Raw genomic sequence first — 18,643 nt, 5'->3', positions numbered from 1 at the left:
TGGAATCCCTTACCGAGCCCCCGTATACCTGACAGGCACGACGAAGTTCGGGTATGGAGTTGGAGGTGGCGGAATGACGTTGAGCCGCAAGGGATCACGACCGATTACGGTTGATGGGATCGGGTATCGGTGGAGGTTGCGGGGGCGGGCGACCTATAGCCAGGCGATGGGGTGGACGCCCTGTATCTACGCGGTTGATCGCCCGGAGCGGGGTGGTTCGACGTTGCTGGTCACCACTGATCGTTTGCATCCGAGCGTCGCCTGGATCACCGAGGAGATCCGGCCGGTGCTGCCCGGGGAGGTTGCCGACACCATCAGGGAGGCGTTGGCGCGGGGGTGGGAGCCCGATGTGGACGGCGCGCCGTTCCAGCTGGATCTGTCAGGTCGAACCGTCGCGCGCCACTGAGCGGTCACAAGTGGCCCTACCGCGCTCGATGTCGCAATTTTGGGCCGTTGTATCCGCTCGGTCGGTGGATGCGTGTTCGGTGGATCGGAATTCTGTTGGTGCTCAGTGGGATTGTGGTGATCGGCCTGGGGTTCGCCGCATCCTGCCCATCACCCGGCTGATCGATTCGGTGCGACCAATGGACTGGATCACCGACAACGCCGCCCGTCGCCGAGCTCGGCGCCTTTCGTGCCAAGCTTGCCGGAGCCGCACGGCAGGACGACGCCATAGGTTGGAACACTTCGCAGTCAACGCCGCGCTACCGAGAGCCGCCGTTCTCGGTGGAGATCCACGCTGTGGGCTCGCGATCGCTTGGGTGTTCGTCGTTTCCGGGGCCACGGCGGTCGACGGTCGACGTCTCGGAGTACATCTGCCTGGTGAGTCGCCTCGAGATCAAGGTATCGATTCGCCCGGGCGTTACGTGTGCACGAACCGCGCGTGCGCCCGTGCTTCCGAGCGAGGACCGTGAGATCAGCGTATCGATGTCGTCAGTGGGAATTCCGTTCACCTGCTGATCTGTAGTGTTCGGCTCGAGATTGTGGTTGGTCATTTCACTCCTTCCCAGCCAGTCGGCCGATCCAGTCCACACTTTTGGTCAAGGTCGACCAACGGTGCTCCACGGCGCGAACCGATCTCTCGCCGTAAATTTCGGCGATTTCACGGTTCGAGTACCCGTTTGCTTTGCCCCACACGATGTTTCGGTCCCTCGGTGACAACTCGGAGAGGTACTGCTGCAGGATCACGTTATCGATCGCTTCTTGGCTCGGATCGGCAACATGGTGGTCCTGGCGGGGCCGATCGGACTCCTGGCGCAGAGCGGCCTTATGAGCTTTGTGCTTTCGTTCCTCCATACGCCGGTGTTTGGCCAACTCGTTCGATACCGCGTGCAGGCAGGCGACGATGAAGTACGTGGTGAGGGTGGCTCCGCCGTCGGCGCGCCACCCGGTACCGTCGAGCGCGCGGCGTCGAAAGCTGTAGAGCGCGTCCATGACCGCGGTGTCCAAGAGCGAGGTGCGGAATTCCGCGTCGTAGACGATTCGCTCCGACTCTCGCTGGGAAGGAACTGACCAGACCTCGTTGAGCCGGAACATCTCGGGCAAATGCCCCGAACGCATCCAAGCATCGAGTACCCCGATGGCGTACTCGATGAGTGCATGCCTGAACTTCCCCCAGGCTGGCCCGGCGAATCCGGACTCCTTCAGAGTGGCGAAGAGCGCAGCGTCCCCGGCCAATCGGTTGACGCCGCACGCGCGCTCGAAAACAATAGTGGTGAGCATGTCGAGCTCGGCGTTACTGATGCCTTCCAGCTGCAATGTCGTTGCGTCGCTCCTTCCGCGCCCAGTCACGAGATACCTGCGATTCGGAGACGCTGTCCTATCAACGCGGGTGGCATACGTTTCGAATTGAGGGTCTCCTTCGGGGAACACGTCTTCGGAGTCTCTGCCTTCGACAGTCACTCGGGCGCTCCTTCACTGTTGCGGGATGACCGGCCCGCTCGCTCATGGGATATCCGATGGCAACCGGACACCTTCGTTATATGCGTAGTCCGCGGGGAACACCCCACCCCGAATCCATCAACAACACGGCACGTCCGATTCCAGCCGGAATCGGTGGACACTGGATTCGTACGCATACAAGCTGAACATGATCGAGCACATCCTTACCGCAGCTGGCGTTGTGAGCACGACAGGCGGTCTGGTCTGGTGGCTGCGCCACGACGGTCCGGTCCGCCTCTATGCGGGCATCACCGCTGTACGACACCCCGACCAGGCAATCCGCCGCGACGCCCGTGCGGTACTGGAGTGCACACGGAGATATGCCGGTCGTGGACGATACCGTCGGTGAGGTTCATGTGGCTCGGCATTCGGATGCCCAGTTCAACTGAGTTATGTTCTGAAGGAACGGTATTCGCGGCGTGGCGCGATTCCGGGCGTGGGTAGGGTGGGCGCATGGAACAGGGTGGGCGGGACGTTCTGGCTTCATCGTTCGGTATTGCTGCGGCTGACTATGCCGCGCATCGGCCGGACTATGCGCCCGCTGCGGTGAGCTGGGCGCTGGCGGGTGCGCCCGGTCCGCGAGTGCTCGATCTCGGGGCCGGGACGGGGAAGCTGGCTGGGACATTGGTTGCCATGGGCGTCGATGTTGTTGCGGTTGAGCCTGATTCGGCGATGTTGAGTGAATTGCGGCGGGAGTTGCCGGGGGTTCGGGCGTTGCAGGGGAGTGCCGAGGGGATTCCGCTACCGGATGGTTCGGTTGATGCCGTGCTGGCCGGCAATGCGCTGCACTGGTTCGATATGGATGTCGCGGGCGCGGAGATCGCCAGGGTGCTGGCGCCCGGCGGTGTCTTGGCCGGGTTGTGGAATGTCATGGATGACAGCGTTGAGTGGGTCGCCGGGTTGGCGCGGGTCGCTGGAAGTGCGGCGATCGGGGTGCGGGATACGGTGAGTAGCTGGCGTGGAGCCACGGCGGCTCTGCATCTTCCCGGTGCCGGTGGGCTCGGCCGGTTCGGATCAGCCGAGCAAGCCGAGTTCGCGCATGGACAGCGGCGTACCGCCGAATCGCTTGTCGCGACGCTCGGCACTCGTGCGGGGGTATTGGTCATGCCGGATCAGGAGCGGGAAGCCCTGCTCGGGCGCGCTCGGGCTTTCTTGACGAGCGATCCCGCGACAGCCGACGGTGAGTTCACCCTTCCATTGATGACCGGTGTGCTGCGCACCCGTCGTCTATGACCCCCGCGGTCACGCGATCTCACCACTGGCAGCGATCCAACTCCAGTTCGGGAACACGATCGATGCGGTATCTGGCGTAACCCAGTGAGTGTGTGATGTTGCGCAGGAAGCGATCCGAGGTCAAGGGTGCGCGCGCGGAGTCCAGGAGGTCCCGGGTCTGCGGGCAGGTCAGGGCCGTGCCGATGCGGGCCACCCAGCCTTCGTCGAGGTACAGGGGCAGGCGGGGGTGGCGGGTGGCCATATCGGAATCGACTACGGCCCAGTCGGAGTCGAGGTTCTTGTCGTGCCCGATGCGGGCATTGGGGAAGCGGAAGGTGTGCGCCGCCAAGGGATACGCCAGGCCGACGGGATCCAGGACTCGGACGGCCAGGGGCATGTTCATGCTGATCATGCCGAGGTTGACGTAGAAAACGGTGTGGGAAGACGCCACGTTGGGGGAGTGGGGCGGGACGACGTACCACGTGGTGAATGACGGTGTGTTGATGAGCAGGCCACCGGCGGGATTGGCCGCGAGGTCGACGATCATGGGCCGGAGCCGAGGGTAGTCCAGGTAGTCCTCGGCGCGGATCGGGTGGGCGTGACCGGTGCTTTGGATGTAGTAATGCCGTTCGTCGGCGATGCCGGTGGGGGTGATTCCGTTGGGAGTGGTGATGGCAATGACGTTGGCGGCGTGCAGAGCCCAGCCCGCGACCGCGGCAATGGACACGATACGAAGGACTGTCGCACGTGGATTCATCTGCGCGGCAACAATGTTCACTGGCATGACCATGACGGGCAGCAGTACGCAGAACAGCGGCGGTAGCAGCATGCGACCGTGCATGAAGTCGCCGCCCACCCGAGTTTGGTAGACCGTCAGCAATGCGGCTGCGCCGAGCATCAAGACCACGACTGCCGACGGAGTTCGCAGCCACATCCTCAATAGCCGAATACGCTGGCGCGGAGTGGCTTTCGAGCGGTTGATCAACCGAATCCTATGGCCCAACCCGCGCGAGCGCACCGTCGCCAGCGCCGCGAGGGCCAGTATGACCAGGGGCACCCACAGCCAATACGGTCCGATCAGATTCCACAGATAAGTCAGTCCCTGCCGCCATTTCGCTCCACTCGCGTCCTTGGCGACGGCGGTGTTCGGGTAGGGCAGACCGTAATAGCCCATTCGCCAGATCTGATAGCTGACCGGGACCATACCCGCGAACAGGACACATGACAGCCGGAATATCCACGGGCGCAAGCGGATACCTGGCATCGGCGCACATACGATCATGAGCACCGCGGGAATTCCGATCATGGCCATCTCCGGCCGGATCAGCGGCGCCAGCCCCGCGAAGAAACACAGTCCGAATACGTCGGCGCTGCCCATGGTCTGGGCGCGACTCCAGCGGATCATCCACCACCACAGCACCGCGAGCCAGCAGATCACCAGGCTGGATTCGAGTCCCGAGGTGGCATAGTCCCGCGCCGGCGGTAACGCGATATAGACGAGAGCTCCTGCCGGAAGCAGCAATTGGCCACCGCCACCCCACAGCCGTGCCGTCCCCGCCATGGCGAAGACGACCGCGGTGACCGAGAGCGTCAGTGCGATGCCGAGCACCACGTACTCGAGCCGAGCCTCGGTCAGCCAGCTGAAGAACCAGATGAGATAGGTCCACGCCGTACTGGTGTTGACCTCGACGCGCTCGCCCGCGTTGAAGACGGGCCCGTTGCCCGCCAGCAGATTTCGCACCGTACGCAGCACGGTCAATCCGTCATCGGCGATCCAGCGGCGATCCCAGGCCCCGAAAGCGAAAGTCCCTGAGGTGAGCAGAATTCCGATCACCAGAACCGCGCGAGCGAGCCGTCGGTTGATCGGCGCGTGTTCCCGCTCCTGCGCGATTTCGTCAGCGGTTCCGCTCGTCGTCACGGCCGAAGCGGTCAGCGTCACCCGCGCGAGCCGAACGTCACGGTGACAGCGGAATCCGCTCCTCGCGGTCCGAACAAGTAGCTCATGAAATCCCCTCGACTGGTACGGCCGAACCATATCGCCTGGTCCGGCAATCCCCCAGCCACCAAAAGTGGGGCTTTCACTTCATCTGGCACACCCGTACCGGTAATGCGGTTCCGGTCCATTGACCGGCTTCGAGCTCACGCTCGATAGCCGTTGCGGCGTAGTTCATTCCAGCACTGCGCAGCTGAGCGATCCGCCCCCGCACACTGTCGATCCCGTATGACCGGACCACGTCATCAATCCCGATCCGGCGGGATTCGACCTCGAATCCCGCAGTGGCATAGCTGATTTCCATCACCACCCCCAAAGGGAACCCTGCCGATTCCCCCGCCGAGCCTAGCCTGCTGCAAGTACACCTGCACATGCAGAGCCCGGCTTTGTGATACGTAATAGCCTGTGGCACAGTCGAGTTCTCGGATCAGGAGCGCACGGGCAGGCGAACCAGCGCCAGTGGGCGATTCGTCGATACCACCCAGTGCTCATAACCGTTCAATGCGGCGATCGCGGCGGTGACAATGATCAGCGTCACGATCCCGGGCAACAGCGCCCCCACCGCGGCGACGACGAACAACCCCAGCGCGGTGACGGTCCGCCCGACCGTCGGAGCGCCGAACATCCGCCAGCGGGTGAAGCAGAACCCGAGTACGAATAGCGCGGCCCCGAGCGCGAGCAGGTGCCCGTTGACTCCGTGCGCGATCTCGGTGGGATGTTCGACCACCGCGCGCGCACCCACCGAGACCAGCACCAGGCCGACCACCAGCAGCATGTGCCCGTAGCTGAGCACATCGCGAACCACGGTCGCGCGAATCGCATTGGTGCGCAGCGAGTGTTCGATGGCGGCGAATCCGTACGCGAAGTACAGCCACCATAGTCCGCAGCCGAGCGCGAAGGTCAGCGCGATGGCGATCCAGGCGGACACTCCCAGATGCGACTCCGCTGCCCCATTACCCACCGAGGCAACCGACTCGCCGAGCGCGATGATCACGAACAGTGCGAACCGCTCGGGCAGATGGGTCGCGCCGAACTGCATCCCCTGCAGCGTTCGCGACCGCACAGCCGGACTGGCGAAGGCCAGCAGCACCGCGGCGATCCAGATTCCGTCGCGCGCACCGCCGCTCGGCACGAATGCCGCGATGACCAGCAATACCGAGCTGACCAGCGTCACCGAGTACGGGTTCATCCAGGTCTCGAACGCCTTCTTGCGGCGCATCGCATTCCACAGCAGCAGTCGCAGCACCAGATGTGCGCCCGCGAAGATCAGCGGTGTGGCGCGCCCGGTGAACGCGTGCGGCGCGGTGATCGCCATGACGAACATGCACAGTCCGGCCACGAACAGGAAGAACCGCTGCCGGTCGGTGTCCTCCACCCCGTGCACCGCGAGCGTGACGCCCACCCATGACCACCACATCACGGCCAGCAGCAGTACCGCCTGCCCCACCGCGCCCCAATTCGGATGTCCGACGGGCAGATGCGCCGCCTGGGTCACCGCGAATACCAGCACCAGATCGAAGAACAATTCAGCCCAACTGGCCCGGTCATGCGCCTCGTGCAGAGGTTCGGTCAACGTAAATCCTTGTCTAGCGGTCGATCGAAAGCGTCCCACTGTAACCAGGCAATGCCGACGAAATTCCCGCGCCACCGGCGTGACCATCGGGAGTGGAGGGTTTGCGAGACTGTCCGGTATGTCCGAAAGTTTGCCGATGGCCGGTACAAGTCCCGAGATTGTGTTGCGCGGCTCGACAATCCGGCCAGGGGAGGCTCTTGCCGGGGTGGTTCGTTGGCTGGATAGCCCGCCACCATACGAGGCAGAACGATGGGTCGCACGATTGCTGATGGAGGGGACCGGCGACCAACCCGCTGACGAACTGGTCCTTGCCTTCCAGTACTTGGTGCCGAACACGGCGCGCGAGTGGGAGTTCGCGCTGGCGGTGCCGTTCGAGGCTCCGCTGTCCGTCGGCCCCGGCAATGCCGGGGCGCTGGTCGATGCGGGGATCGAGATCGACGGGCACTCCCACAGCGCCCAGCAGGCGGTCTGGGTCGATCCGGTACCGGCTCAAGCGGCGGTCCTGGCATCGTTGTCCGGCTTGGGTTTCGACGTCAGGGGTACGCGGATCGAGCCGGGCTGGCTGCGGGGTATGCAGCAGGACCTGCCATTTCACCAGGTGATCGAGTTCGCCGAATCAGCGCGGTTGCCCGCGCTGACCGCCGTGGAGATCAGCTTCCTCACCGGCGAGGACGGAGTCGAGGTGACGTGGCAGGCCCGCACGGACGGCGGCAAGCGAAGCGGTGGTTTCTACCTCGATCACACCGAGGCGGATGAGGACGAGGTCGCCGCCGTCGTGGCAGCCGAATTGGCCGCCGACTGAGCTGTCGCGTGATCGTCCACGGTCGATTCACTGAGACCGAATCGACGGTGCCAGCGGGCCAGGGGACGCGGCGCCCACCAATTGGCGCGGCCGAGCAGGGTCATGAAGGCCGGGACCAGGAGGGTGCGAACCAGGAAGGCGTCGACGAGAACCCCGATGGCCAGGCCGAAACCCAAGGCGCGCATGAATGAGACCTGGCCCGCGCACATGGCGGCGAAGACGATGATCATGATCGTTGCGGCCGCGGTGACCAGTCGGCCGGTATGAGCCATACCGAGCGCCACCGAGCGTTCGTTATCGGCGGCGGTGCGTGGGGAGGCGAGCCATTCCTCTCTGATGCGGGCGAGCACGAACAGTTCGTAGTCCACGGCCAATGCGTAGGCGACGCAGGCCAGGAACGGCGGGTTGATCGGGTTCACCGCGCCGGTGGCGGTCGTGCCCAATGCGCCGAGGTGCCCGTCCTGGAAGATCCACACCAGCGCGCCGAGTCCCGCGCCGAGCGAAAGCAGGTTCAGCAGAAAGGCTTTGATCGGCAGGACGACACTGCCGGTCATGGCGAACATCAGGATCAGGGTGATCACCGCGACCAGGAGTAACACCACGGGGATCTTGCTGGTGACCCCGCGCGTGTTGTCGATATCGCGCTGAGCGAGTCCGGTGAACAGAGTCGGCGCGGGCGGGGAGGTCCGCTTCAATTCGGCGAGTTGGCGTTTTCCGCTGTCGCTGAACGGATCTCGGTTCGTGGAGACGGTCAGATAGGCCGCATGACCCCTGAGCGCGGCGCCGAGCGTCGCGGGTCCGATCGAACGCCCTTGGGCGTAAATACCGTTGGGGCTCGCGACCGTGATCACGCCGTCGACATCGGATAGCGCGGCGGCATATCGCGTGACATCGCCCGGTGCGGTGATGCCGTCAGGGATCACGATGACGACCTGTCCGGCGAGATTCTGCTGCGGGAAGTCCGCGCGCAACATATCGCCGGTCTGCCGCACGGACGTCGAGGGTTGCAGCGCACGGTCATCGGGGAATCCCAGTGTGATGCCCGCCAGCGGTGCGGCCATCACCGTCAGCACACCACCGATGACGAGAACCACCGCGATCGGCCGCCGGGTGGCGAAATGCGCTGCGCGATACCAGAACCGCTGCTCCGGAGGCACGAATCTGGTTGGCGGCCTGCGCAACCATCGGCGCACCGGCGTGCGCAGGTCGAAGGCGTCCAGCCGGGAGCCCAGCAGCACCAGCAGCGCGGGTGCGATCAGCAGCGCGCCGATCAGCGCGAATCCGATCGCGATCGCGCCGCCGAATCCCATGGATCGCAGCATGTATTGCGGGAACACCGTCAACACCAGGAAGACCGACCCCATGATCAGCGCCGAGAAGGTCACGGTGCGTCCGGCGGTCTGCATGGTGATCGACAATGCCCGGTGCGGTGATCTGCCGGTTCCGATCTCCTCGCGATATCGGCTGACCATGAGCAGCGTGTAATCCACCGCCATCGCGAGCCCGCATGCGGTGGCGACGTTGATGGCGAAACTCGAGACGCCGGTGAACCAGTGCAGCGCCCACAGTGTCGCGGTGGTTCCGGCAATGGCGAAGAACGCCACCAGCAACGGGATGACAGACGCCACCGCACTGCCGAAAATCCACACCAGGGCAAGGAAAGTCAGCGGTATCGCAATGGCTTCGAGCAGCAGCAGGTCACTGTGGGTCTGCTTCTGCATTTGGCTGAAAACCATGGCCTGCCCACCCGCGGTGACGGTCACGCCGTCTCGGGTACCGAGCAGTGGTTCGACCAACTCGCGGGCGCGCACGGGTGCGTCCACGTCATCGCCGATGATTTGAGCGGCGACCAGGGCCGTGCGGTGGTCCTGGCTCAGCAATGATCCGCTCAGTTGAGTGGGGGTCGTCCAATACGAAATCGGTTGCCGGACATAGGATGAAGCTTGCAGTGCGGTGAGAATCGCCCTGCCGCGAGCGGCTGTTGCGGGGCTGTCCGCGCCCGCGTCGCTGCTTACCGTCAGAACGATCGGTTCACCGCCGGCCGAGAAGATCCCCTCCAAAACCTGCTCGGCCCTTGTTGATTCGGCACCGGGTTCATTGAAGAAGCCCCCGGCCGCCAGTTTCCAGGTGGCGGGTGCGGCGTACACACCGGCGAGTACCAGGAACAGCACCGCCGCGGCGACGATGCGGCGTGGTGATCGCCGTGCGATATCGGTCAATCGTGTCAGGAACATGTGTCGTGCCCTCTTCCCCGTGAGGTCAGCTGTTGTATGTCGTTGCGGGGCAGCGGAATCCGCCGCCGGGCAGATCAAGTGCAGATTGGCGAGGTCTGCTGCAGGCTGGCCGCCAAGCCGCATGCCCAGGTGCGTTCGAGTTTCCAGCGACCGTCTTCGGCGACGATCGGCACCTGGGCGGGGCTGGTCCGGCCCGAAAAGCTCAGCGTGGCATCGGCATTGGCGGTGCCGTTGCAGTAGTCGGTGACGTTGTCGATGACGACCGAGAAGTTCGCCTGCTGTAGTGCGGGCAGCATGCGGTTGAAGAGTCCTGGATCACCGGCCGCGCCTTGAATCAGGTCGACCTTGTCGGCGGTGGGGACACTCGGGTCCAGGCCCTTGGTCAACAGGCCATTGAGCAGGTCGACGGTGGGGGACCGGGGATATTTGCCGTGCTGGGTGCAGTCGACGGCGGTGGTGACGGTTGCTTTCGCCGGTGTTTTGTCCTGACCCCCGCAACCGGTGAGAAGCACGGTGGCGCAGGCCAGGAGTGGAAAAGCGGTGGACGCAGGTCGCATGGGCTTTCCTCAGCGCGATCGAATAATTCACATACTCTGAGTCTGAACCATACTTCGAGTCGCTCACATGTCAATAGTCGGTCACGCCCGCGTGTGATTGTCTGGTGCGGTGGTGTCGAAGTGGGTGGGGATCAGCGCGGGCGTAGTCGGATGGGCCGCGACGCTGACGGGAGTTGCCGGAATCGGGCTGCATTTCAGCCGGTCAGAGGCAGAGGTCCTGGTATTGGCGGCATCGGGTGCGCCGTATCTGATGGGTGCCGCGCTGGTGGGCGCCGTGGCGTTCGCGGCCACGCGACGCTGGATCGGCGCGGGCGTGGCAGGTGTCGTCGTGGCCGGTGCGGTGTGGACGCAGGCCCCGCTGTACCTCGGGAATTCAGGCGGGGCGAATGGGCCCGAAGTGCTGGTGATGCAATCGAACCTGCTGTTCGACGGTGCCGATCCAACCGCGGTTGTCGAGCGGGTTCGGTCGCGAAACATCGCTGTGCTCACCGTCAATGAGCTCACCCCGGCCGCGGTGGCGGGCCTGGGTCGGGCCGGGCTCGACGAGGTACTTCCGTACCGCTACATCTCGCCCGGTCGGACCGCGACCGGGACCGGTATCTGGAGTCGATATCCACTGTCGGACACCGTCGAGTACGACGGGTTCGTGCTGAATCAGCTCTCGGCGACCGCGACTATCCCCAGCGCGGGACCGGTGTCGATCTACGCGTTCCATCCGGTGCCGCCGGTCTACGGGACTCGGGTGTGGGCGGACGAACTGTCCAGGCTGCGTGCGATTCTCAAGCAAGCGCCCGCGGATCGGCCGGTGATCGCGGCCGGTGACTTCAACGCGACCTACGATCACGCGCAGTTCCGCGCGCTGCTGTCGGAGCGTTTCGGCGATGCCACCGAACAGGCGGGTGCGGGACACCTGGTCACCTATCCCACCGACAAACGGTTCCCGGCGCTGGTCGGGATCGACCATATTCTCATTGCGCGGGGGAGCGCGGTCACCGTCGAGACGGTGAATCTGCCGGGCGCGGACCATCGTTCACTGGTCGCGCGGATCCGCCTCGACCACCCGTAACCCCACTTCCGCTGCGAAAGTGAGGCTTTCGGGATCTCGGCTCAGCGGCGCTGGAACAGGCAGAACGCTTCGGACGAGGCCGCCGCCGAACCGGTGCCGCCGGTCTGGCAGGGGCGGTTGGCATCTCGGGTTTCCAGGTAGAGCGCGTAGTAGTAATCCCCGGTCGACGAATTCGGTGACGTGGCGCTGCACCGGAAGCCGAGAACCTCGCCGCGCACCTGGGTCTTGCCGGCGTATTCGCAGGCCGCGCGGGTCGGGAAGGTCCCGCCGTCGATGGTGCGGGCCTGCGCGGCGCCGGCGGCGAAACCGGTGAGCGCGATACCGGCCAGGGCGAGGGTGATGACCCTGTTCAAAGCGTATGTCCTTCCGTTCCAGCCTGATTCGGCAATAGTGTCGCCGATCGGCCGAACGGTATCAATGGAAATGTCCGAATCACAAACTAGGACTTCGGTTGTGCGCGTAATCCCCTGAGCATGGTGAACGTGACGAGTTCGACGTCCTCGGTGAGCTGTTCGGGATGCTCGGCCAGGGCCACTGTCATGGACGCCTCGGCCAATAGCCGGAAAACCAGCTGCGCGGCGACATCGGTATTCACCGGACGCAATTCGCCGACCCGGGCGAGTTCGGCCAGCATGCCCTCGATCAACGGCATGGCGACGGTGGCGTCCAGCTCGCGGGTGCGTTCGGAGCCGAGCACGCTGGTGGCCTGCCGCAGCAGTGCGCGGGTGTCCGGATCGGCGGCATAGCAGGAGATCGCCTGCTGCGCGGCGGCCTCGGCTCGATCCCAGGGGGAGAGGTCGGGCGCGGCGGCGGCCTTGGCGACCTCGAGCATGACGATCCGCTCGGCCTCGAGATACACCTCGGCGAAGACCTGCTGTTTGTCCTGGAAGTGGTGATAGACCGCGCCCTTGCTCAGCTGGGATTCGCGCGCGATGTCATCGACCGAGGTCGTGTCGAATCCGCGCTCCACGAAGAGCTTGCGGGCCGCGTCGAGGATCGCGGTCCTGGTCAGCGCGGCGTACATATCGCGGCGGCTGCCGCCCTTGACCTCACTCACGGTTGGTAATCATACTGAACAGACTCAGAGTCGGTCTGCGACTTACAGTCGGTCACCGGCGTGGAGACGGTCCGGAGCCCTCCGGACCCGAGGGATAGGGGAAACGCGATGAACAGTCGAACTGTGCTGGTGATCGGCGCTGACGGAGTCCTGGGCTCCACCGTCGCCGCGGCATACGCCCGCGCCGGGTGGCATGTGCTGCGCGGGACACGCAGATACCGAGGCGACCCGGATTCGGTCTCCGTCGACGTGTCCCGCCCCGAAACCATCGATCCGGCCCTCGCGCGCGCCGACCTCACCGTCAACACGGTCGCCGACGAGGACCTGCGCGCCGAGCAATGGGCCCTCGAACACGGTCACCGCATCCTCAATATGGCCACGGTCCCGGTGAACTCGGCCCGCAGACTCCGAATTCGCGCCGCTCAGAGCGCTTCTCGCGGCTCGGTACTCCTCAACGCCGGATTGGCGCCTGGGGTGACCAACCTGGTCATCGCCGATATGCTTGCGCGCCACCCGGAGTCGGACACCATCGACTTCGTGATGTGCCTACCGGCGAGCGGTATGGCCGGCCGCGCAGCCGTGCATTTCGTACACGAGAACCTCACCACCATCGGCCAGCACGGCGTCTACAACAAACGCTCCCCCCGCCACGACACCCGCACGGTCACCCTCCCGAACCCGATAGGCACAAAGAAATGCTTCGGCTTCGCCGAGCGAGACCGAGCCTGGCTCCTGGACACCGCGGGCGGCCGCACCATCCGCACCTACGCCTACCTCGATCGCCCCTACCTACACCGCCTGGTAATCGCCCTCAACCCCCTCGGCCTCCTCCCGGACATCCCCGAAGCCCCCTTCCACCTCGGCCGCCACTCCACCCCGCCCCACCCCACCACCGAACCGATCCTGCACTGGATCGCAACCAGCCGACAGGGCACAACCCTCGACATCCGCACAGTCGAATGCGCAGGCGGCTACCAACACGCCGCCCAAGCCGCCCTGATCTTCGGCAACTCCCTCCTGCAAACCTCCCCACCCGGCTGCTTCAACCCCGAAGAACTCCTCACCCTGAATTCCCTACACCCCCAACTGAATACGGCCGCAATACGCGTCACCACGAGAAGCCCGGAACCCACCCCCTCCACCGAACCTCGCCCACGTACGGCCTCACCCCGCCCAGCCAGGACCGCTGCGATCTAACGGCATCATGGACGAATGGGGTCGACGGAGCGGAATGAATCCGATGAGGTTGCCGGAGAGCGGGAGACGCTTATCGGAATGCTGGAGTTCAATCGGGAGACGTTGGCGCGGAAGTGCTCTGGGCTGACGGCTGATCAGCTCCGGTTACGAGCGGTGGAGCCGTCGCGATTGTCGTTGATCGGGTTGGTTCGGCATTTGACCGATGTTGAGCTGGGATGGTTCGGGCGGGTGTTGTCCGAGGCGGAGGACACCCCGTTCATGTATTGGCGGGATGGCGCTCCCGATGGCTCCGATTTCCATGTGGACGATGCCGACGTGGATGAATCATTCAGGTTGTGGCATAACGCATGTGCTCAGTCGCGGCGGATCACCGATGCCTGCGCGTCGGTCGAGACGTTCGGCGTGTACCCGGAGGGCGGAGACCGCTACAGCCTGCGCTGGATTCTCACGCACATGATCCAGGAATACGCCCGGCATAACGGACATGCGGACCTGCTTCGCGAACGGATCGACGGGAAAACGGGGGACTGAGTCGGGGGCGGGGGCGACACTCGGCGGTGGTGTCCGGGAGGCGTGGTCAGGGCGACGTAGGTTGTTCTGGTGCCATCGAAGGGGCGAGTGCCTGTGCCACCGAAGGGATGCGATGACGAACAGTGTTGCCCGTCAGGTACTTCGCAATATGGTCGAGGTGCCCGGTGGCGAGTTCGATATGGGCTCGGACGAATTCTTTCCGGAGGAGCGGCCCGTTCATCGAAAGCGCGTTGATCCGTTCTGGATCGATACCCACCCGGTCACCAATGCCGAGTTCCGCCGTTTCGTCAAGGACACCGGCTATCGCACGGTGGCTGAACGTCCGTTGGATCCCGCTGACTTTGCCGGTGCGGATCCGGCTGAACTGGTGCCTGGCGCGCTGGTCTTCCAGCGCGCCAGGGGGCCGGTCGATCTGAACGACTGGCGGCGGTGGTGGGCGTATGTGCCGGGTGCCGATTGGCGACATCCTCGAGGTCCGGGCAGCACACTCGATGGCCGCGAGCGGCATCCGGTCACCCAGGTCAGTTTCGAGGACGCGACCGCCTACGCCGCATGGGCCGGGAAATCGCTTCCCACCGAAGCCGAATGGGAATTCGCCGCCCGCGGTGGGCTCGACAACACCGTCTACAGCTGGGGAGACGACTTCGCGCCCAAATCCCGGCGTATGGCGAACACCTGGATCGGCGAATTCCCCTGGCAGTTCCTGCCCGGCCGGGGGCAGTCCGACCAACCCGGTACCACCGCTGTCGGCACATACCCGCCCAACGGTTATCGCCTGTTCGATATGACCGGCAATGTCTGGGAGTGGACGACCGATCTGTTCGCCGCGCACAATCCCACTTCCGCGTGCTGCGCCCCACGGCATCCGGCCGCGATCGTCGAACCCGGTGAACGCTTCCCGCGTCGAGTCGTCAAGGGCGGCTCCTATCTGTGCGCGCCCAATTACTGTCTGCGCTATCGTCCCGCTGCCCGCCAGGGGCAAACCGAGGACACCGCGACCGGGCACCTCGGATTCCGTTGTGTGGTGCGGCAATAGCTCGGGCCGAGTCACCGCGCGGCAGTGGTGTCAGCGGCCCTTCAAGGTTGCTCGGAGCAGGTCCTTGTTGAGGCGGCCGATGACGTCCTGGGGGATTTCCTTCGGGCAGGCGAGGGTGCATTCGCCGGTGTTGGTGCAGCCGCCGAAGCTCAGATCGTCGTGGGTTTCGAGCATGTCGACCACGCGGGAGTAGCGTTCGGGCTGGCCCTGTGGGAGTAGGCCGAGGTGAGTGATCTTGGCCGCGGTGAACAACATGCCCGAACCGTTGGGACAGGCCGCCACGCACGCACCGCAGCCGATGCACTCCGCGGCCTGAAAGGCGTAGTCCGCGTCCGGTTTCGGGATGGGGACGGCGTGGGCTTCGGGGGCGGTGCCGGTGGGGGCGGTGATGTAGCCGCCCGCTTCGATGATCTTGTCGAAGGCCGAGCGGTCCACGACCAGGTCCTTGACGACCGGGAAAGCCTTGGCGCGCCAGGGTTCCACCGTGATGGTCTCGCCGTCGGAGAACTTACGCATGTGGAGTTGGCATGTGGTGGTTGCTTTTTCGGGGCCGTGCGGGGTGCCGTCGATGACGAGGGAGCACATGCCGCAGATGCCCTCGCGGCAATCGTGGTCGAAGGCGATGGGTTCCTCACCCTCGGCGGTGAGGTGCTCGTTCAGCACGTCCAAGGTCTCCAGAAATGAAGCGTCGGAAGAGATTTCGACCGGGTAGTCGACCAGGCGGCCCTTGTCGCGGGGGCCGCGTTGCCGCCAGATGCGCAATGTCAGCTTCATGTGGCTGGTCCTGTCTACTTGTAGGAGCGAGTGGTCGGGTGCACGTAGTCGAACTCGAGTGCCTCGCGGTGCAGGGTCGGCGGCGCGTTGTCGCCGCCCCATTCCCAGGCGGCGACATAGGAGAATCGCTCGTCGTCACGGCGCGCCTCACCGTCCTCGGTCTGGGATTCGGCGCGGAAGTGCCCGCCCGCGGATTCGGTGCGATGCAGCGCGTCGATCACCATGAGTTCGGCCAGCTCCAGGAAGTCGGCGACTCGACCGGCGCGTTCGAGCGATTGGTTGAGGTCATCGCCCGAACCCGGGACATTGACCCGCTGCCAGAACTCCGCCCGCAGCGCGGGAATGAGCCCGAGCGCCTTGCGCAGACCCTCCTCGGTCCGCTCCATACCGCAGTGCTCCCACATGATGTGCCCGAGCTCGCGGTGAAAGGAGTCCACCGTGCGATCACCCTTGATCGACAGCAGCGTGTCGACCATTGTTCGAACCCTGTTCTCGGCCTTGCTGATTGCCGCCTCGTCGACTTCCCCGACGGGTCCGCGCGCGAGATAGTCCCCGATCGCGGTCGGCAGCACGAAATACCCGTCGGCCAGCCCCTGCATGAGCGCGGACGCGCCGAGCCGATTCGCCCCGTGATCGGAGAAGTTGGCCTCACCGATCACGAATAGTCCCGGGATATTCGAGCGCAGGTCGTAATCGACCCAGAGCCCGCCCATCGTGTAATGCACCGCCGGGTAGATCCGCATCGGCATCTCGTACGGATTCTCACCCGTGATCCGCTCGTACATCGTGAAGAGGTTGCCGTACTTGGCTTTTACCGCCTCCAGCCCGAGCCGCTCGATCGCATCGGCGAAGTCGAGGTAGACCCCGAGTCCGCCCGGCCCGACCCCGCGCCCCTCATCACAGACGTTCTTCGCCGCCCGCGAGGCGATATCGCGTGGCACCAAATTGCCGAACGCCGGATAGATCCGCTCCAGGTAGTAATCACGCTCAGCCTCGGGGATATCACCGGGTGTGCGCTGATCCCCGGCTCGCACCGGTACCCACACCCGGCCGTCGTTGCGCAGCGACTCCGACATCAGGGTCAGCTTGGATTGATGATCGCCTGAGACCGGAATGCAGGTCGGATGGATCTGGGTGAAGCAGGGATTCGCGAAATACGCCCCGTGCTTATGCGCCCGCCAGCTCGCGGTCACATTCGAGCCCATCGCATTGGTCGACAGGAAATACACATTGCTGTAGCCGCCCGAGGCCAGCACGACCGCATCGGCGGTGTAGGACTTGATCTCTCCGCTGATCAGATCCCGCACCACCACCCCGCGCGCCACCCCGTCGGCCATGATCAGATCCAGCATCTCGTGCCGCGCATGCAATTCCACCGTGCCGAGCTCGACCTGGCGCAGCAGCGCCTGATACGCGCCCAGCAGTAACTGCTGTCCGGTCTGCCCGCGCGCGTAGAACGTGCGCGAAACCTGTGTGCCGCCGAAGGATCGGTTGTCCAGCAGCCCGCCGTACTCTCGCGCGAACGGAACCCCCTGTGCCACACACTGATCGATGATCTGCGTGGAGATCTCCGCGAGCCGGTGCACATTCGATTCCCGGGACCGGTAATCCCCGCCCTTGACCGTGTCGTAGAACAGGCGGTGCACGCTGTCGCCGTCATTGCGATAGTTCTTCGCCGCGTTGATACCGCCTTGCGCCGCAATGGAATGCGCGCGCCGCGGGGAGTCCTGGAAGCAGAACTGAATGACGCGGTAGCCTTGTTCGCCGAGCGTGGCGCCGGCCGAACCACCGGCGAGACCGGTGCCGATGATGATCACCGTCTTCTTCCGCTTGTTCGCGGGATTGACCAGCTTTGCCTCGAATTTACGTGTGGTCCAACGATTCTCGATCGGACCGCCCGGGACGGCGTCGTCGGTGATCGCCGCGCCGATGTCGTAGAACTCGCTCATGATTACCTCACCCATCCGAACGTGACGGCGATCGGAACCGCCAGAAACCCCGCGACCAGCAGTAGCGAGAGCGTCGTGGCCAACCGGTCGTATGCGGCGTAGCTGCGACTGCTCGCCAGCCCCAATGTCTGGAACGCACTGCGGATTCCGTGCCGAAGATGCAGGCCGACCAGGATCACCGCCGAGACATAGAACGTCGTGATGTACCACCGAGACGGCTCGAAATCCGCGACGACCTTGGCGAACGGTGTCGCATCAGCACCTTCGGGATTCACCGCGCCCGCGGTCAGATCCAGCAGATGCCAGATCAGGAACAGCACGATGATGACTCCGCCGTACCGCATGGTGTGCACCGCGTATCCGCTGGCATGGGACTTCTTCTTGGCCGCGTACTTGACCGGCCGCGCCTGCCGCGCGGTCCATGCGAGGCTGACCGCCGACCACATATGCAGGATCACGCTCGCGGCGAGCATGACCTCCATGGCCGAGAGCAGCCACCGGTGCGGCAGCAGTGGCTCGCCGACCGTGCGCAGCCATTCCGCGTAATGATTGAAATCCGATGCCCCCAGAAAGACTTTGAGATTCCCCGCCATGTGGGCGATCAGGAACAGCACGAGAATGCCGCCCGTCACCGCCATTACGGCCTTCTTGCCCACCGTCGAGCGGTAGAGCGCCGGTATTGCCATAGCCACCAGCGAAAAGTACGTCCGGGCAGTTCAGG

17 protein-coding genes are annotated in these 18,643 nt (G+C 64.7%); 7 read left to right on the top strand and 10 right to left on the bottom strand.

Annotation, left to right across the window (positions count from 1 at the left end; genetic code table 11):
* The first annotated feature begins 223 nt into the window (after positions 1-223).
* Complete coding sequence (locus tag ACFC4D_RS26245) at positions 224-406, top strand: hypothetical protein (protein ID WP_376067366.1); 183 nt, start codon at positions 224-226, stop codon at positions 404-406.
* A gap of 590 nt (positions 407-996) precedes the next feature.
* Here the strand turns inward: ACFC4D_RS26245 and ACFC4D_RS26240 are convergent.
* On the bottom strand, positions 997-1,758 hold the full coding sequence (locus tag ACFC4D_RS26240; protein WP_376067365.1) for a hypothetical protein: 762 nt from the start codon (positions 1,756-1,758) through the stop codon (positions 997-999).
* 636 nt (positions 1,759-2,394) lie between these two features.
* Between ACFC4D_RS26240 and ACFC4D_RS26235 the strand changes: the two genes are divergently transcribed.
* The gene (locus ACFC4D_RS26235; protein ID WP_376067362.1) at positions 2,395-3,174 is read left to right on the top strand and encodes a class I SAM-dependent methyltransferase; all 780 of its coding nucleotides are present in this window, start codon (positions 2,395-2,397) and stop codon (positions 3,172-3,174) included.
* Positions 3,175-3,193: 19 nt separating this feature from the next.
* Here ACFC4D_RS26235 and zomB read toward each other — a convergent pair whose 3' ends face one another.
* Complete coding sequence (gene zomB, locus ACFC4D_RS26230) at positions 3,194-5,092, bottom strand: flagellar motor control protein ZomB (protein ID WP_376067360.1); 1,899 nt, start codon at positions 5,090-5,092, stop codon at positions 3,194-3,196.
* A 481-nt stretch (positions 5,093-5,573) separates the two neighbouring features.
* Positions 5,574-6,719 carry a low temperature requirement protein A gene (locus tag ACFC4D_RS26225; protein WP_376067357.1) on the bottom strand — a complete coding sequence of 382 codons (1,146 nt, stop codon included), beginning with the start codon at positions 6,717-6,719 and terminating at the stop codon, positions 5,574-5,576.
* 268 nt (positions 6,720-6,987) lie between these two features.
* Here ACFC4D_RS26225 and ACFC4D_RS26220 point away from each other — a divergent pair, with 268 nt between their 5' ends.
* Positions 6,988-7,521, top strand: a complete 534-nt coding sequence (locus ACFC4D_RS26220; RefSeq protein ID WP_376067354.1) for a sporulation protein — start codon at positions 6,988-6,990, stop codon at positions 7,519-7,521.
* Here the strand turns inward: ACFC4D_RS26220 and ACFC4D_RS26215 are convergent.
* A complete protein-coding gene (locus ACFC4D_RS26215) occupies positions 7,458-9,755 on the bottom strand; it encodes an MMPL family transporter (protein ID WP_376067352.1) in 2,298 nt (765 codons plus the stop codon). The genes ACFC4D_RS26220 and ACFC4D_RS26215 overlap by 64 nt on opposite strands.
* Positions 9,756-9,829: 74 nt before the next feature.
* Positions 9,830-10,312 carry a hypothetical protein gene (locus ACFC4D_RS26210; RefSeq protein ID WP_376067350.1) on the bottom strand — a complete coding sequence of 161 codons (483 nt, stop codon included), beginning with the start codon at positions 10,310-10,312 and terminating at the stop codon, positions 9,830-9,832.
* Positions 10,313-10,424: 112 nt separating this feature from the next.
* Here ACFC4D_RS26210 and ACFC4D_RS26205 point away from each other — a divergent pair, with 112 nt between their 5' ends.
* Positions 10,425-11,378, top strand: coding sequence for an endonuclease/exonuclease/phosphatase family protein (locus ACFC4D_RS26205; protein ID WP_376067348.1), 954 nt, complete (start codon positions 10,425-10,427; stop codon positions 11,376-11,378).
* Positions 11,379-11,419: 41 nt separating this feature from the next.
* Here the strand turns inward: ACFC4D_RS26205 and ACFC4D_RS26200 are convergent, their stop codons facing one another.
* Both ACFC4D_RS26200 and ACFC4D_RS26195 read right to left on the bottom strand, forming a co-directional pair.
* A complete protein-coding gene (locus tag ACFC4D_RS26200) occupies positions 11,420-11,731 on the bottom strand; it encodes a hypothetical protein (protein ID WP_364648190.1) in 312 nt (103 codons plus the stop codon).
* Between the two features lie 86 nt (positions 11,732-11,817).
* Positions 11,818-12,435, bottom strand: a complete 618-nt coding sequence (locus ACFC4D_RS26195) for a TetR/AcrR family transcriptional regulator (RefSeq protein WP_376067345.1) — start codon at positions 12,433-12,435, stop codon at positions 11,818-11,820.
* A 108-nt stretch (positions 12,436-12,543) separates the two neighbouring features.
* Here ACFC4D_RS26195 and ACFC4D_RS26190 point away from each other — a divergent pair, with 108 nt between their 5' ends.
* The 3 genes from ACFC4D_RS26190 (at position 12,544) to ACFC4D_RS26180 (ending at position 15,199) form a co-directional block, all read left to right on the top strand.
* Positions 12,544-13,632: a hypothetical protein gene (locus ACFC4D_RS26190; RefSeq protein WP_376067342.1), complete on the top strand. Its 1,089-nt coding sequence runs from the start codon at positions 12,544-12,546 to the stop codon at positions 13,630-13,632.
* Between the two features lie 78 nt (positions 13,633-13,710).
* Positions 13,711-14,163, top strand: a complete 453-nt coding sequence (locus tag ACFC4D_RS26185; RefSeq protein WP_376067339.1) for a DinB family protein — start codon at positions 13,711-13,713, stop codon at positions 14,161-14,163.
* 112 nt (positions 14,164-14,275) lie between these two features.
* On the top strand, positions 14,276-15,199 hold the full coding sequence (locus ACFC4D_RS26180; RefSeq protein ID WP_376067336.1) for a formylglycine-generating enzyme family protein: 924 nt from the start codon (positions 14,276-14,278) through the stop codon (positions 15,197-15,199).
* A 30-nt stretch (positions 15,200-15,229) separates the two neighbouring features.
* On the opposite strand, the gene ACFC4D_RS26175 is transcribed toward ACFC4D_RS26180, so the two are convergent.
* Genes ACFC4D_RS26175 through ACFC4D_RS26165 form a run of 3 tightly spaced genes read right to left on the bottom strand, consistent with a single transcriptional unit; the run spans position 15,230 to position 18,608 of the window.
* The gene (locus tag ACFC4D_RS26175; RefSeq protein ID WP_376067334.1) at positions 15,230-15,973 is read right to left on the bottom strand and encodes a succinate dehydrogenase/fumarate reductase iron-sulfur subunit; all 744 of its coding nucleotides are present in this window, start codon (positions 15,971-15,973) and stop codon (positions 15,230-15,232) included.
* Between the two features lie 14 nt (positions 15,974-15,987).
* Positions 15,988-17,922: a fumarate reductase/succinate dehydrogenase flavoprotein subunit gene (locus ACFC4D_RS26170; RefSeq protein ID WP_376067331.1), complete on the bottom strand. Its 1,935-nt coding sequence runs from the start codon at positions 17,920-17,922 to the stop codon at positions 15,988-15,990.
* A 2-nt stretch (positions 17,923-17,924) separates the two neighbouring features.
* Positions 17,925-18,608, bottom strand: a complete 684-nt coding sequence (locus tag ACFC4D_RS26165) for a succinate dehydrogenase cytochrome b subunit (protein WP_376067827.1) — start codon at positions 18,606-18,608, stop codon at positions 17,925-17,927.
* Between the last annotated feature and the right edge of the window lie 35 nt (positions 18,609-18,643).

Source organism: Nocardia sp. NPDC056000, assembly GCF_042269265.1.
Taxonomy (GTDB): Bacteria; Actinomycetota; Actinomycetes; order Mycobacteriales; family Mycobacteriaceae; genus Nocardia.
The sequence above is the reverse complement of the archived record's forward strand: the minus strand, read 5'-3'. Positions and strand labels throughout refer to the sequence as shown.